This window comes from Lactobacillus sp. PV037 (genome assembly GCF_014522345.1).
Lineage (GTDB): Bacteria > Bacillota > Bacilli > Lactobacillales > Lactobacillaceae > Lactobacillus.
In genome coordinates this window covers 331,365-346,497 of sequence record NZ_CP041987.1, presented here as the reverse complement: position 1 = coordinate 346,497, position 15,133 = coordinate 331,365, and the positions used below count along the sequence as shown (strand labels likewise).

General features: G+C 33.6%; 13 protein-coding genes and 1 pseudogene. 1 reads left to right on the top strand and 13 read right to left on the bottom strand.

The annotated features are described in order from the left end of the window. Positions 1–8: 8 nt before the first annotated feature. Together FP435_RS08430 and FP435_RS02125 are read right to left on the bottom strand one after the other, a co-directional pair. Positions 9–682, bottom strand: a pseudogene (locus tag FP435_RS08430) (ComF family protein). Then, complete coding sequence (locus tag FP435_RS02125) at positions 679–1,953, bottom strand: DEAD/DEAH box helicase (RefSeq protein WP_416209747.1); 1,275 nt, start codon at positions 1,951–1,953, stop codon at positions 679–681. Before FP435_RS02125 ends, FP435_RS08430 begins: the two are co-directional and overlap by 4 nt. A gap of 39 nt (positions 1,954–1,992) precedes the next feature. On the opposite strand from FP435_RS02125, the gene FP435_RS02120 reads away from it, so the two are divergent. Next, positions 1,993–2,655 carry a YigZ family protein gene (locus tag FP435_RS02120; protein ID WP_265484126.1) on the top strand — a complete coding sequence of 221 codons (663 nt, stop codon included), beginning with the start codon at positions 1,993–1,995 and terminating at the stop codon, positions 2,653–2,655. Positions 2,656–2,665: 10 nt separating this feature from the next. Here the strand turns inward: FP435_RS02120 and FP435_RS02115 are convergent, their stop codons facing one another. The 11 genes from FP435_RS02115 to trmL form a co-directional block, all read right to left on the bottom strand. Then, positions 2,666–3,814 (bottom strand): glycosyltransferase family 4 protein, encoded by a 1,149-nt coding sequence (locus FP435_RS02115; RefSeq protein WP_265484124.1) that lies wholly within the window; start codon positions 3,812–3,814, stop codon positions 2,666–2,668. 96 nt (positions 3,815–3,910) lie between these two features. Next, the gene (rny, locus tag FP435_RS02110; protein WP_265484122.1) at positions 3,911–5,554 is read right to left on the bottom strand and encodes a ribonuclease Y; all 1,644 of its coding nucleotides are present in this window, start codon (positions 5,552–5,554) and stop codon (positions 3,911–3,913) included. Between the two features lie 124 nt (positions 5,555–5,678). Next, positions 5,679–6,731: a recombinase RecA gene (gene recA, locus FP435_RS02105; protein ID WP_265484121.1), complete on the bottom strand. Its 1,053-nt coding sequence runs from the start codon at positions 6,729–6,731 to the stop codon at positions 5,679–5,681. A 161-nt stretch (positions 6,732–6,892) separates the two neighbouring features. After that, a complete protein-coding gene (gene pgsA, locus FP435_RS02100) occupies positions 6,893–7,471 on the bottom strand; it encodes a CDP-diacylglycerol--glycerol-3-phosphate 3-phosphatidyltransferase (RefSeq protein ID WP_265484120.1) in 579 nt (192 codons plus the stop codon). A 2-nt stretch (positions 7,472–7,473) separates the two neighbouring features. Then, the gene (locus FP435_RS02095; protein ID WP_265484119.1) at positions 7,474–8,457 is read right to left on the bottom strand and encodes a helix-turn-helix domain-containing protein; all 984 of its coding nucleotides are present in this window, start codon (positions 8,455–8,457) and stop codon (positions 7,474–7,476) included. Positions 8,458–8,512: 55 nt separating this feature from the next. Beyond that, positions 8,513–9,241: an elongation factor P 5-aminopentanone reductase gene (ymfI, locus tag FP435_RS02090; RefSeq protein ID WP_265484624.1), complete on the bottom strand. Its 729-nt coding sequence runs from the start codon at positions 9,239–9,241 to the stop codon at positions 8,513–8,515. A 22-nt stretch (positions 9,242–9,263) separates the two neighbouring features. Next, the gene (locus FP435_RS02085; protein WP_265484118.1) at positions 9,264–10,481 is read right to left on the bottom strand and encodes a M16 family metallopeptidase; all 1,218 of its coding nucleotides are present in this window, start codon (positions 10,479–10,481) and stop codon (positions 9,264–9,266) included. Further along, a complete protein-coding gene (locus FP435_RS02080) occupies positions 10,478–11,692 on the bottom strand; it encodes a M16 family metallopeptidase (protein WP_265484117.1) in 1,215 nt (404 codons plus the stop codon). The genes FP435_RS02085 and FP435_RS02080 overlap by 4 nt, the downstream gene beginning before the upstream one ends. A gap of 4 nt (positions 11,693–11,696) precedes the next feature. Beyond that, a complete protein-coding gene (locus FP435_RS02075) occupies positions 11,697–14,138 on the bottom strand; it encodes a DNA translocase FtsK (protein ID WP_265484116.1) in 2,442 nt (813 codons plus the stop codon). A gap of 18 nt (positions 14,139–14,156) precedes the next feature. Beyond that, positions 14,157–14,567: a DUF1149 family protein gene (locus tag FP435_RS02070; protein ID WP_265484115.1), complete on the bottom strand. Its 411-nt coding sequence runs from the start codon at positions 14,565–14,567 to the stop codon at positions 14,157–14,159. Positions 14,568–14,584: 17 nt separating this feature from the next. Then, positions 14,585–15,097 (bottom strand): tRNA (uridine(34)/cytosine(34)/5-carboxymethylaminomethyluridine(34)-2'-O)-methyltransferase TrmL, encoded by a 513-nt coding sequence (trmL, locus tag FP435_RS02065; protein ID WP_265484114.1) that lies wholly within the window; start codon positions 15,095–15,097, stop codon positions 14,585–14,587. Between the last annotated feature and the right edge of the window lie 36 nt (positions 15,098–15,133).

Below are 15,133 nucleotides of genomic sequence, written 5' to 3'. Positions count from 1 at the left end.
CTAATGTTTTACCTTGCAATTGTAAAACTTTTTATTTCTAAATTAGGATATTTTTTTATTAAAGCATCCCTTGCATGATAAAGGGTTCTACCGGTTGTATAAATATCATCTAATAAGACTACTTGGCCCTCAATCTTTACCCCTTCAATTGCTTCAAAGCTCTGCTTAGCCATCATCCTCTCTTTTTTACTCTTTTCCCCTTGAGCCTCTTCAGTATTTAATTTGGTTAAAAGTGGTGTAAGCGGCACTAAAGAATTAAAATTTCATAGATTGTATCGTACTTTCTCTTTTTTCGGTGATCCAAAGATGTTGGAATTGGCACATAATAATCTGCTTGCGGCACCTTATCATAAACTAATTCTGCTAATACTTTTCGTAATACATAATCCCCATAACGCTTATAATTTACCATTAAATCATGAAAAGCACGATTATATTCGTAACAAGCCTGATTAATTAATACTTTATCTTTATAACTTTCCTGCCATTTTTTGCAATCTTGGCAAATATCATCTTTATCCATCTTTTTATGGCAAATTTTACAACATTTACTTGAAATCTTTTTGAATTTTTTAAAACAAGTACTACAAATAACTGGCTCATGAATTTTTTTAAACAAAAATAATTCTTTAAAATTTATGGTCGGTCTATAGTGACTCTCACATAATAAACAATAACTCATCGATTCATCTCCAATATTTTCCTTTTAGCCTCTTTAATTTCCTTGGTGTAACGATGGTAACAAAAAATAACATTTCCTGTTTTATCAGCTTTATTTCTTCCTACTCTTCCTGCAATTTGAACTAAAGAAGGTGTTGTATATATTGGATCATCTGCTGCAACCACAATTACCTGTACACTTTTAAAAGTAACTCCTCGCTCCAAAATAGTTGTGGTAAGTAATAAATCAAACTTTCCTTGGCGAAAATCCAAAATTTTTTCTTGTCTATATTCATCTTGTGCATGAACACCTGTTATCCTTAGCTTAGAAAAATTATGCTTTAAAATTTTTTCATAGACTGGAATTTGAACTATTTTCGGAACAAATACTAATACAGGTTTTTTCAAAGTCAGAAGGCTTCTAATTTCCTTTACTAATTTCGGATGAATCCTTTTATTTTTTATAAATGGTCTTACGAACATCTTTTCTTGCGGAACAGGTAATTTTCCACCATGGAAGCGATGCTTCAAAATTGAATACCCTATCTTATTACTTTTTGCTTGAATTAATAGCGAGTGATCAGGTGTAGCAGTTAGATAAAAAATTACTCCTTTTTCTTTAATAGCATTTTTTGTTCCATAATATAACATCAGGTTGTTACGATAAGGAAAAGAATCAACTTCATCAATAATTAAGAGGTCAAATGCTTGATAAAATTTTAAAAGTTGGTGAGTAGTACAAATAATTAATTGTTCATCCCTTGCCTCAAAGTATTCTTTTCCATGGTATTTACCAATTTTCACACTTTCAAACGCAGCTTGAAACCTTGGGAATAATTCATTTACTACATCAATTCTCGGGGTAGCTACCCCTACTCTTTTACCAGTGCACAAAGCAAAATTTATTGTTTCAAACAGCATTTCTGTCTTTCCAGCTCCTGTTACTGCATGAACTAAATGATTACGTCTTTGTTTTAAAGAATTAAGTAAATCTTGTGAAACTTGCTTTTGGTCTAAAGTTAGCTCACCTTGCCAGCTTAATAAATTCTCTTTTGGAGGATACTGAATTTGCTCTAAACTTTGGTACACAAAATCTCCCTCACAAATTCTTCCTAATCCAATACAAACCCGACAGTATTTTCCCCCATTAGGAAGTGTAAACTTAACCAGAGAATTACACCTTTGACACCTATTTTGAAAAACTCCGGCAACTTTTTTCAATTTCAAATTTGTGGTATCGTTATTTTGACCTTTAAGCCACTGACGACCTGCAAGAACTATCTTCACTTCAATTCACCTCAATTTTAATTACGCAAAGGAAAGGAAATAATTTTGGCAGAAATCAAAAAATACCTTACTTTAAAAGAGGATGGCACCCACGAACTAATTATCAAAAAAAGTCGTTTTATTTGTTCAATGAAGCGAACCGAAAATGTACAACAAGCTCAAGAATTTATTAAATCTATTTCAAAAAAATACCATGATGCCACCCATAATACTTTTGCTTATACAATTGGTTTAAACGATGATCAAGTTAAAGCAAGTGATAATGGAGAACCATCTGGAACAGCAGGAATTCCAGAACTCAAAGCTTTACAATTAATGAATCTAAAAAACGTAACCGCCGTCGTCACAAGATATTTTGGTGGTATCAAACTAGGTGCTGGTGGTTTAATTCGCGCTTACTCTAATTCTGTAACTGAAGCCAGTGAAGCAATTGGTGTAGTTAAATGTGTATTACAACAAGATATTACTTTTGAAATACCTTATAATCGTGTTGATGAAATTAATCACTATTTTAAAAAAAATAATACCTTTGTTGCAAAGCAAGAATATGGAACTCAAGTTACTATTACTCTTTCTTTAGATATGGACCAAATCGAAGGATTCAAAAACGATTTAACTAACCTCTTAGCTGGAAAAATTGCATTTAACGATGGCGAAAAGCACTTCAACGAAATTCCTGTATCAAAAATGAATTATCGCGAGCAATAAAAAAACACCTTTATTGGTGTCTTTTTTTATTATGATTTTTTTTATCTTCCAAGTGGTGTACTGAAACTTCTGGATCTTTACGTCCCATCTTTTCAATATTTTTTTGAAACAAATGTAATAATGGTTTGTATCTTTCTCCCAATAACCCTATTGTTTCTACAAAAATTTCTAATGCAAACGCTAGTCCAATTATTAATAGCCAAACACCCCACTTTGGTGCAGCTAACATCAATAATGATACAAAAGCAAATATCAATGAAAGCCCATAAATAGCTAATACAGTTTGACGATGAGTTAATCCCATTTTCATCAATTGGTGATGCAAGTGATGCTTATCTGCTTCTGAGATTGGCTTTTTGTTTAATTTACGTCTAATCATCGCATAGACAGTATCAGTAATAGGTACTCCTAAGATAATAATGGGAACTAGCAAAGTAATAAAGGTAACGTTTTTCAAGCCTTTTAGAGACAAAACTGAGATCATGAAACCAATATAAAGTGCGCCAGTATCTCCTAAAAATATTTTTGCGGGATGAAAATTATAAGGTAAAAATCCTAACAAACAGGCTGCTAACATGATACAGGCAATTGGAACGTAAACTTGCGCATTCTGCAAGAAGAAAAAGCCTACAATACCCATTGTTACTAAGGAAATCATGGAGACTCCTGTTGCCAATCCATCTAACCCATCAATTAAATTAACAGCATTGGTTAATGCTAAAATCCAAAAAATAGTTAAAGGTAGGCTCCACCACCATCCCAATTGTAGGGTACCCACCCAAGGAAGTGTAATTTCACTCATCTTTATTCCAGCTAAAAAATAAATAATTAATGCTGCAACAAAAATTCCTAACATTTTTTGTCGGGGTTTTAATTCTAAAATATCATCAACTAATCCAGTCAAGATAATAGCACTCTCTGCTAATAAAATTGAAAACAATTCATGCGTTGGAAATTGGTTCCTTAATAAAATAAACTCCCCAATACTGAAAGCTACAAAAATTCCTAGCCCACCAATCGTCGGCATTGGCTTTTTATTAACTCTCCTAGCATTTGGATTATCCACTGCCCCTAAGACGAATGCTAGCTTTCGAATAAAAGGCGTGATAATTGCTGATATTATAATTAATAAAAATATCTTAATGATTATTTGAAACATAAACAGCTACTTTCTTAATCTTCTTGTTCAATTATACAAATCTCCCACAAGAAAGACAATTTCCAAATAAAAAAAGCCGGAATTATCTTCCGACTTTTATTTAGCAATCGCAACTGCTCTTTTTTCTCGAATAACCGTAATTTTAATATTACCAGGATAATCCATTTCATTTTCAATACGATTTTTCAGATTTCTTGCTAATATTATTGTACGATTATCAGAAATTTTATCAGGTTCAACCATTACTCTAATTTCACGCCCTGCTTGAATTGCGTAAGCTTGTGCAACTCCTTGATAACTCTTAGCGATTGTTTCTAATTGTTCCAATCGCTTGACATAGTTTTCAAGAGATTCACTTCTAGCTCCGGGACGAGCTGAAGAAATTGTATCTGCAGCTACAACCAATTCTGCAATAAATGACAATTTTGGTACATCATCATGATGGGCCGCAATCGCATTAATAACAACATCAGGTTCATGGTATTTGCGAGCTAGTTCAACACCAATCTCAACATGAGAACCATCAATTTCGTGATCAATTGCTTTCCCAATATCGTGTAATAATCCTGCACGTACCGCTACCTTTTCATCTAAACCAAGTTCTGCGGCCATAACTCCTGTTAACTTACCTACTTCAATTGAATGAGCTAATACATTCTGACCATAAGATGTCCGATACTTTAAGCGACCTAGAATTTTAACCAATTCTGGGTGCATCCTATGAATTCCTAATTCCATTAATGCACCCTCTCCTGCTTCGTAAATATCGTCATTAACTTCTTTACGAGCACGATCTACTACTTCTTCAATACGAGCTGGGTGAATTCTACCATCCTTAATTAAGCGCTCTAAAGCTCTTTTGGCAATTTCACGTCTAATTGGATCAAAGCCACTAAGCACCACTACATCCGGCGTATCATCAATAATGACATCTATTCCAGTTAAAGCTTCAAATGAGCGAATATTACGTCCCTCACGACCAATAATCCGCCCCTTCATGTCATCATTTGGTAAATTGACTACAGAAACAGTTTTTTCAGCTACAGTATCAGCTGCGCTACTTTGAATAGCGTCTACAATAATCTTTCTAGCAAAATGATCAGCCTTGGCCTTAAATTTTTCATTGCTTTCTTTAATTAAAGTAGCTTTTTCGTTAACTAATTGTTCTGAAAGTTGATCTAAAATAATCTTTTTTGCATCTTCACGTTCTAAGTGAGCTACTTCATAAAGTTTATTTTCTCGTTCAGTAATTAACTCATCAGCTCTTTTGTCTTTTTCTAAAACTTCTTGCTGATGCTGATTTACTTGGTTTTCCTTTAAAGTGAGCTGATTTTCTCTCTTATCGAGAAGATTATCTTTGTGATCAATCGCATCTTCGCGTTGTAATAAACGGTTCTCTTGACGAGTAATTTCTTGGCGACGCTCATTTAATTCAGTTTCTACTCTTTCCCGATAGTTATGAATTTCTTCTTGCGCTTCCAGAATTTTTTCTTTTTTACTTGCAGCAGCTTCTTTTTTAGAATTTTCTGTAAATTCTTTTAACGCCTTTTTTTTCTGTTCAATCTCATCTTGAGCTTTTTTTCTTTCATTATTTGCTTCGCTCAAAATATGTTTTGCATCATTTTTGGCGTTTTGAGCCTGCTTTTCCCATTTATTTTTACGAAGTGAATAACCACCAATTCCACCCACACAGGCAAAAACAATAGCGACAGCTACAGGAACTATAATTGTGTTTATCATATATACTATCGCCTTTTTATTAGAATTATTCACACATATTAATAATAAAAGTATCGTTAAATAATGTCAATCTAACAATCTTTACCTGTAATTTTATTTCTCAACAAAAAAACTAGGATAAATCCTAGTTTTCCTTCTTATTTCCCTCATCTTTAGTTTTTTCTTGAGGTGTTTCTTCGTTCTCTTCTTCCATTCCATACGCTTGGCGCACAAGTTTGTTTACTTCTGCATAAACATCTGGATTCTCTTCAAGATAATGCTTAGCATTTTCTCTACCTTGTCCAATACGGTCATCTCCGTAAGAATACCAAGCACCCGCTTTATTGATAATGTCTTTTTCAACAGCCATATCAAGCAATTCACCAGTCTGAGAGATTCCTTGCCCATACATGATGTCTACTTCAGCTAGTCTAAATGGAGGAGCCACCTTATTTTTGACTACTTTAATTTTTGTTCTATTACCTACGGCTTCGCTATTTTGTTTAATTTGTTCACCTCGACGAACTTCCAAACGAATCGTTGAATAGAACTTCAAAGCACGTCCACCTGGGGTGGTTTCTGGATTACCAAACATTACTCCAACTTTTTCACGGATTTGATTAATAAAAATCGCAATTGTTTTTGTTTTAGAAATATTACCAGATAACTTACGTAAAGCTTGACTCATTAATCTTGCTTGTAAACCAACATGGGAATCTCCCATTTCTCCATCAATTTCTGCACGTGGAACCAAAGCAGCTACAGAGTCCACTACCAAAATATCAATTGCACCACTAGCTATTAAAGTATCCGCTATCTGTAAACCTTCTTCTCCAGTATTTGGCTGGGAGAGAATTAATGAATCAATATCTACTCCCAAAGCAGTAGCGTAAGCAGGGTCCATTGCATTTTCAGCATCAATATAAGCAGCTGTGCCACCACGCTTTTGAACCTCTGCTACTGCATGAAGTGCCACAGTAGTCTTACCAGAACTTTCTGGTCCGTACATTTCAATGATTCTTCCACGTGGATATCCACCAACACCTAGCGCTGCATCTAAAGCTAATGAACCAGTAGGAACAGTAGAAATTTGGGTATCTACTTTATCACCCATTCTCATTACTGCACCTTTACCAAAGTCCTTTTCAATCTTTTTCAAAGCAGCTTCTAAAGCTGATTTCTTACCATCTTTAGCCATGTTCTCGCTACCTCCTTAATAAAAGTTACTCTTAATATTATACTTGGTTTTCTTGCTAAAAACAAGAAAAAAGCGAACATAAGTTTTTTATTTTTACTTCAACTCTATTTACGCAAATATTAATTTTTTTCACAAAAAAAAGCGAAATTAATCGCTTTTAATTACATTGAACCTTTAAATACATCCCAACTTTGGTGGAAATAATCCCAACCAGAGTAGATAGTAAATACTAAACAAATATATAACAAAATTGATCCAATATAGAAAATATTTCCAATTAATAAGAAAATTATCGATAACATTTGAGTGGTCGTTTTAATCTTACCTGGCATCTTTGCAGCGATAACTTCACCATCATTTTCAACTACAATTAAACGTAGTCCAGTTACTGCAAGTTCGCGACAAACAATAATTGCAACTACCCACGCAGGTGCCAAACTTTGTCCATTACTCTTAAGGTTTACTAAAAAGATAAATGCAGTCATTGTTAACATTTTATCAGCTAAAGGATCGGCAAATTTTCCAAAGTTTGTTACCAAATTTCTAGCTCTCGCAATGTGTCCATCTAAGAAGTCTGTAAATGAGGCAATTGCAAATACAATAGCAGCTAAAACTTGATTCCAATAAATTGTGAAGCCTGCTACATCCACATGACCAGCTGGCCAATTAAAGATTAAAAGTAGCATAAACACAGGAATCATAAAAATTCTAAATACGGTTAATTTATTTGGTAAATTCATTCTTAGTTATTTTGTCCTCCATTTACTCTAGTAGTATTTTGGTTGTTAGTTGTAGTGGTTGAGCCACTTGTTACCACTTGACTAGTGGCCGCCTGAGACGATGACTGAGTAGTACTTTGAGTACTTGATTGTGTAGCACTACTACTTGAGCTAGTAGCTTTTGCATTTCCAAATACCAATTTTACAGTTAAAGGTCTATTCGATTTGGTGAAAGGAACAGTCTTGCCACCAATCGTTAAAGTGGTAGTTTGAGTATTACCTAAGTTAATTGAAACATTTTTAACATTTTCTCCTAACTTTAGCGTATGCTTTTGATTTGCTGTCAGCGTTCCTTGCCAAATCGCATTGTCGTTAGCAGAAACTTGAGCCCAAACAGTAGCAGTCGTCGTTGCTAATTTTAAAGTTCGGTTAGTCTTTAAACCAGTTACACGGTAAGAATTATCTCCAATCTTTGTGACTTTAACACCTGTAGCTACTGATGGCTTTACACTAGATTTTTTGACACTGCTCTTAGAAGAACTAGTTGAAGAGACTGTTACATTATCTTGTTGATCAGTTGCAGATTGTTGGTTTGATCCTGAGAAAAAGTGTGCATATACTAAGTAAACAATTAAAATAATTACTAAAACTCCGATAACAGTCGCAATCTTAGGTAAATATCCTTGCCATTTACCCTTTTTACTGTTTGTCGTCTTTTTAATTTCTTCACTTTTATTATCAATTGAATTTTCCACATATTCTTCTGGTTTTGCTTGTGGTACTTCTGATTGAAAATCTTCTAGTAATTCTTTTCCATTGAGCCCTACAACATCTGCATACTGACGAATAAAAGCTCTAACATAAAAGTCACCAGGTAATTGATCAAATTCATTATTTTCGATTGCCGTTAAATACCGTCGTTGAATTTTTGTAATCTTCTCAACATCTTCAACAGACATTCCTTTATCTTTTCTAGCTTTTTTTAACTTATCTCCAATATCTGCCATAATAACCTCTCACTTTAAGCAATATTTACTATGAGTATAACAAAATTAGCGCCCTTTAAACAAGCCATCCACCATCAACATAAATCGTTTGCCCAGTAAAATAATCAGCTTGAGGACTTAAAATATTTTTCACCCAAAATGAAATATCACTTGTCTTGGCTAAACGGGCAGCCGGAATTTCTTGTCTTACTTCTTCAAGAGTCTGCTCGGAAAATATCGAATTCATTTCCGTAGCGACTGCTCCTGGTGCAATAACATTTACTGTTAAGTGACTAGAAGCTACTTCTCTTCCGTAGCCTTGAGCAAAACTACTTAATGCACCCTTAGTTGAACTATAAACTGTTTCCATTGCGCTGGCTTGTTCTCCATAAACTGAGCCAATAAAAATTACTCGACTATGGTCTTTATTCATTAATTTTGATTCTAATAAATTCAAAATTTTAATTGGTGTAATAACATTGATTTGAAAAATTTGGTCAATTTTTTCTAAAGATTGACTTCCTAAAAAGTTAAAATCAGTAATTCCTTGAGAAAAAATTACTGCATTCACTGGGAGTAAATTTAAAATAACTTTTTTCAATTCTTCGTTTCCTACCTGAAAACTCAATTTTAATGGTAAAAAATCCTGCTGAGGATATGCAATAGTCAATTCTTCACACATTCTTTTTGCCTTTTCAACTTGATGGACACCATGGATATACAAAGACCAGCCATCTTTAGCTAAATCTTGTGCAATTTGTTTACCTATTCCACCAGTCGCACCAAAAATTATTGCTCTTTTCACAACTAATTTCACTTTCTAACCTTTAACGCATTATTGCGCTAAAAATTTCGACCTTATCGACGATTTCATTATAATAATTTGCAAAATCATTGAAACTTAAATTACCAAATCTTTGAACTAATTTAAGTAAATCCTCTTTTTCAAGCATCATTTCTGCACTTTCAATCGCTAATTCTTCAATTTGATCCAATTTTCTTTTCATTTCAGCAATATACTCTTTTTTCTGAATTTCAAATAATGCTTGATCACCCTTACCATTAAAAATTAATTTTTTTATTTCTTCAATTAATTCTTCAGGCTTTGGGCTCATACCAGATATTAAGGCAAAATTTCCTTCACGTGTATAATTTACCTTAATTGCAAGGGGAGAATTAAGTAATTTATCTTTTTGAAATTTTTCAAATCCCTTACTCATTAAACCTAGATTTTGCTCTAGATAAGCTTCAACTATTGTTTCCATTAATTCATTACTTGAATCAAATAATTTAAAATCAGGTAATTTAATTCCTATGCATACCCGCGCACTAATTACTTCTGCTGGAATTTCAAGTTGAGTTTCCTCTTTTGAAATAGCAGGTTTAATTTGAGGAAGGGGGCGACTTTGAGGACGCAAGTATTTTTTCTGAAGTTTATCTACTTCCTCTAAAATTTCTCTTACTTCTGCTTTAGTAAAACCTCCACAGGCCACAAATTTCATATTTCCAGCAAAGTAATGTTCTTCATAAATTTCTTGCAAAATTTGTGGGGTCATTTCTGATAGTGATTGCTGAGTTCCTGTCAAATCAAGTGCTAAATTTGTTTGTGGGAACATCATTTCCAAAACTTGGTGTTGTAACTCCCAATTTGGATCTTCTTGATACATTGCTAATTCTTGTGCAATAATTTCCGCTTCCTTTTGTACATTCTCCTTTGTAAAATAGGTTGTTCCTACTAATTCAAAGAGCAAATTTGTCACTTGAAGTGAATGGTCAATAAAATTAGCAAAATACATTGTTTCATTGTAAGAAGTGAAAGCATTAGTATTCGCTCCTAATTCTTCAAAGCGATGCGAAATATCTCCATGCTTTTTAGCAAATAATTTATGTTCCAAAAAATGGGCCCCACCAGCTAATTTTTGCGGATCACTTCCCCCAAAATCAACGATTATCCCCATAAACTTTTTCACAAAATGAGGACGAAGAATTATTTGTGCTTCAAACCCAGATGAAAAGCTTTTCTTTATAGTGTCTAATTTTTTCATACTAAATAATACCTTTCGTTTATAAAGAGTGTTTTTGCAAATTCAATCATTTGCTCACTAGTGAATTCTTCTACTACTTTGACCCGATCTTTAAAAGTTGTCTCTCTACCGCGCAAACTATTAGTTAACATTTGTACAATTTCGATTCCTTGACGATCTGGAGCTTCCAAATAAATTCTTTTAAGTGCTTTCTTTGACTTCTTAAATACTTCTTGATCCACTACCCCATTTTGAATCTTCTTAATGGAATCAATAATTATTTTTTCAACTTCACTATATTTATTTTTATCAATTGAACTACTAATTAAAAACATGGAATTATTGAAATAATCAACAGCTTCAATTCCATAAGCTGCTCCAAGCTTTTCTCGCACATCGGTAAATAATTTAGAAGATTCATCCCCAGCCAAATAATGACTTAAAAATAATCCCCCAAATTGTCGAACCCGTCGCTCTAATTTTTGCCCATAGCCATATCCCACTAATATTTGACCTTGCAAACTTTTATGGGGAGCAACTTTTTCAATTGGTTCTTCTATAGCTGCAATGGTTAAATCCTCCACTTTAAATTCTTTCTCAAAGCCTTCATTTGTTAAATGTTTTTGGAGATAGTCTGTAATTGTATCAGGATCCATTGCTTGGCCTAAGCAGATACTTGGCGCCTTCTTTAACCCTTCAAAAAAATCTTGAAGATCTTTTATACTAGCATCTTCTAAATCTTCAATTGAGCCAAATAGTTGACTAGCATACTGTGGTTTATTTCGATACCAAGTTTCTAAAAATTCTTTATATCCTAAATTAGCTGGAATATCATAGAAACTTTCATATTCTTCCTTTAACTGATTTTTAGCTAATTGCATCAATGTTTCATTAAATAAGGGATTATCAATTATTTCAAAAAATAGTTCAATAATTTTTTGATAATTATAATCAGGATCCAAAATTTGACTTGGTTCTACGAAATTTATTACATATTGCATAATAATTTGATTACCAAATACCTCTGGAAAAATATCTAGTTGAGCATCATATAGTTCGTCCAAAGCAGTGGTTTGGTTACGAATTCCTGGATAAAGAATACTTGCATTTGACTGCATAGTAGCTAACAAAGTAGCTAATGCTAAATTTTTCTTTGATAGTGGCACACGCAAAAAACAGCCAATAGTGGCTGTTGTAAATTTAATGTTATGATCAATTTTTATATTTGTCATTTAACTAACCTTCCTGATTATCTGGTGGAACTAAAACTTGACGTGGCTTGGAGCCTTCTGAAGGACCTACAACCCCTTTAGCTTCCATCTCATCAATAATTCTTGCTGCTCTATTATAGCCAATTCTAAAGCGTCTCTGAAGCATAGAAACACTTGCAGATTGCTGCTTTTTAACTAACGCTACTGCATCTTGATACAATTCATCTTCTGGTTCTTCATTGTCATCAGCTGTTTCTTCTTTAGCAGATGGAATCATCTGCTCATCATATTGAGCTTCTTGTTGCTGCTTTACCCATTGCACTACTTTTTCTACTTCATCTACTGAAATATAGGCACCTTGTACACGTTCAGGCTTAGAAGCGCCAATTGGTAAAAAGAGCATATCGCCTCGACCAAGTAATTTTTCAGCTCCTACTTGATCTAAAATCGTTCGTGAATCCACTCCACTCGAAACAGCAAAAGCAATTCTAGAAGGAACATTTGCCTTAATTAAGCCAGTAATAACATCTACACTAGGACGTTGAGTTGCTAAAATCATGTGAATTCCCGCTGCTCTAGCCATTTGAGCTAAGCGGACAATTGCATCTTCAACTTCTCGACCAGCTACCATCATCAAGTCACTTAATTCATCTACGATTACCACAATATAAGGCAACTTTTGCATCACTGGATTATTTTTGTCAGCATTATTTTCCTGGACTTTTTTATTATATTCAGTTATATTGCGCACCCCACTACTTGCAAATAACTTGTAGCGTCTTTCCATTTCTTTAACAGTTTTTCTCAACGCATTGGCTGCAAGCTTAGCATCTGTAACAACTGGAATTAATAAATGAGGTACACCATTGTAAACGGATAATTCAACCATTTTTGGATCTATTAACACCAGTTTCACATCTTCAGGGTAAGATTTCATTAAAATACTTGTGATAATTGTATTAATTGCTACTGATTTCCCTGAACCAGTTGAACCTGCGATCAAAAGATGGGGCATTTTGGTCAAATCAGCTGAAATAATTTGTGCTTCAACATCTTTTCCAAGAGGTACATCTAAATCAACTTTCTTTGCTTTTTCATCTTGATGAACCATAACATCTTTAAATGAAACTGCTGAAGTCGTCTTGTTAGGTACTTCAATACCCACTAATGGTTTACCTGGAATCGGTGCTTCGATACGAATATCTTTTGCAGCTAAAGCCAACGCTAAATCATCAGCCAAGTTAACTATTCTACTTACCTTAACTCCTACAGCTGGCTGGACCTCATACCGAGTAACAGTTGGCCCAATAACAGCTTTTTTGACATTAACTTTTACGCCAAAGCTTTTAAAAGTTGATTCTAAAATTTGGGTATTTTTTTCAATCAATTCTCGATCTTGACTTTGATCCACCTTTTTTACAGGCTCTAATAAGGTTAACGGCGGCTTCTTATAAGTACCATGGTTTACTGGACCAGTTGTCTGAACAGGATCATTTTTTGATTGATTAGCCATGCTTTTTGCTTCTTGGATAATCTTTTTATCTTCTTCTAAGTTACCATGCGATGGTGGCAGGCCATCTTCATCATTTAAATGAGTAACTGTAGGCGCTACTTCAAATGGATCATTTTGTTCGTCTTGATTAGGCATTGAAATTTCCACTTTTGATTGCTGACTAGCTTGACTGCTAGCTGGTTCTTGAGAAGAAACTGGATCAGCTGCTGAAGAAAAATCACTCAAATCTGGGAAAAATTCGTCTGAAGATTTTATTGGGTCAGATAATTTTTCTCTATTATCTTTACTTTGTTTCTTTTCTTGATAATTTTCTACAAAATCTACATATTTATCTTTTAATTTATCTCCAGCATCTTTGTTTTTCTGAATAAAAAGTTGAGAAAAATCTTGAAACCCATGGAGTAAGCTCAAAAACTTCACATTCAAAAGCATTAAGATTCCAATTAAAAGCATTAAAAAAGCTAATACCTTACTTCCAATGCCACCAAATAAAGGAAAAAGTAATTGGTAAATAAATGCGCCAATAATTCCTCCACCAGCATCCGTTGTATTTTGAGAGCGACTAAACTCCCCAGAGATAGTATGCAAAAAGGTATTTACAAAGCCATGGTTAATCATTAATCCTTCAAACCAAAGCGTACTTTGAAAAAAAGCTAGCCCTAAATAAAAAACGCCTAACCCAACTTCTTTTTTTAGTCCTAACTTTGGTGGTTGATTGTAAATTAGCATCACTAACCCAAAAATTCCAATCAGAAAGCTGGCAAAATAGTGACTATCTCCTACAAAAAAGCGTAGGCAATTAATCAACTGCCGACTAAATAAGCCAAACTTTACACAACTTAAAATTGCTATTAATAATAAGATTAGCCCTATAATCGACCAAGTATAGTCCTGTTTTTTTACATTCTTCTTTTTAGAAGAGCCTTTTTTTCTGCGCTTCTTTTTTTGCGCCATTAATTTACCTTTCTAATCTTACTTTTCTTCTGGATCGTTAAATTCTGCTTCAAAGTTTAAGTTTACTGCTTCACCTAAAGTCAAACTAGTCACTGCAGCTGTTAATTCCCTAATTTTATCAACTAATGGTTTAGAAACATATTGATAATCTTCAGCACTTAAATCAGTTCCATCACCAAAGTAATTCTCAAACTGAATTACTCTAGTAATTAAGCCACTGACTGTGAAAAGTCCTGGTTCAGGGGAAATCTCAAATGGTACCCCCATTTCAAAGTATTTTCCATCTTTACCTTCATCTTGACTTCCATCTTCACTATTTTGAATTACTTGTCTAAGTGACACATTAATTTCATTTTTTAGTGTCTTTTCTTCATTTAAGTCATAGTGAAAATTTTGTACTGTTACTGGCGTCATTTCTTTAAATTTCATAAATTTACCTTTCTTACTTAATCTTTTAATTTATCAACTGGATAATGATGTTCTTTCTCTAAATGTGGAAAATTTTGCTGGCGCAAGGCTTCAAACAAAACTATTGCTACTGAATTGGATAAATTAAATGCTCTAATATTATCTGACATGGGGATGCGCAGATTTCGTTCATAGTATTGTCTCATGAAAGTCTCTGGCAAACCAGTCGTCTCTTTTCCAAAAATAAAATAATAATTTTTATTCGAATCAGTATAATCAACATCAGTATAGGACTTACTAGAAAACTTTGAAATTAAATACAATTCATCATTTTCATCTAAAGTATTTAAAAATGCATCTAAACTTTCGTGTTTACGCACATCTACTTTATCCCAATAATCAAGTCCTGCTCTTTTCATATGTTTATCATCTAATCTGAAACCAAGTGGCTCTATTAAATGAAGCACTGTATCTGTTCCTGCACATGAACGAGCAATATTACCAGTATTAGCTGGCATTAGTGGTTCATATAATACTACATGATTTGTCATAATTAATTATAAATTCAACTCCTTAATCAAAAAAAC

What these genes read in the sequence shown, in the direction of transcription:
- FP435_RS02115 (WP_265484124.1), bottom strand. Translation starts at nt 3,814, where the DNA reads ATGTTTCAAATAATCATTAAGATATTTTTATTAATTATAATATCAGCA.
- rny (WP_265484122.1), bottom strand. Translation starts at nt 5,554, where the DNA reads ATGATAAACACAATTATAGTTCCTGTAGCTGTCGCTATTGTTTTTGCC.
- recA (WP_265484121.1), bottom strand. Translation starts at nt 6,731, where the DNA reads ATGGCTAAAGATGGTAAGAAATCAGCTTTAGAAGCTGCTTTGAAAAAG.
- pgsA (WP_265484120.1), bottom strand. Translation starts at nt 7,471, where the DNA reads ATGAATTTACCAAATAAATTAACCGTATTTAGAATTTTTATGATTCCT.
- FP435_RS02095 (WP_265484119.1), bottom strand. Translation starts at nt 8,457, where the DNA reads ATGGCAGATATTGGAGATAAGTTAAAAAAAGCTAGAAAAGATAAAGGA.
- FP435_RS02085 (WP_265484118.1), bottom strand. Translation starts at nt 10,481, where the DNA reads ATGAAAAAATTAGACACTATAAAGAAAAGCTTTTCATCTGGGTTTGAA.
- FP435_RS02080 (WP_265484117.1), bottom strand. Translation starts at nt 11,692, where the DNA reads ATGACAAATATAAAAATTGATCATAACATTAAATTTACAACAGCCACT.
- FP435_RS02075 (WP_265484116.1), bottom strand. Translation starts at nt 14,138, where the DNA reads ATGGCGCAAAAAAAGAAGCGCAGAAAAAAAGGCTCTTCTAAAAAGAAG.
- FP435_RS02070 (WP_265484115.1), bottom strand. Translation starts at nt 14,567, where the DNA reads ATGAAATTTAAAGAAATGACGCCAGTAACAGTACAAAATTTTCACTAT.
- trmL (WP_265484114.1), bottom strand. Translation starts at nt 15,097, where the DNA reads ATGACAAATCATGTAGTATTATATGAACCACTAATGCCAGCTAATACT.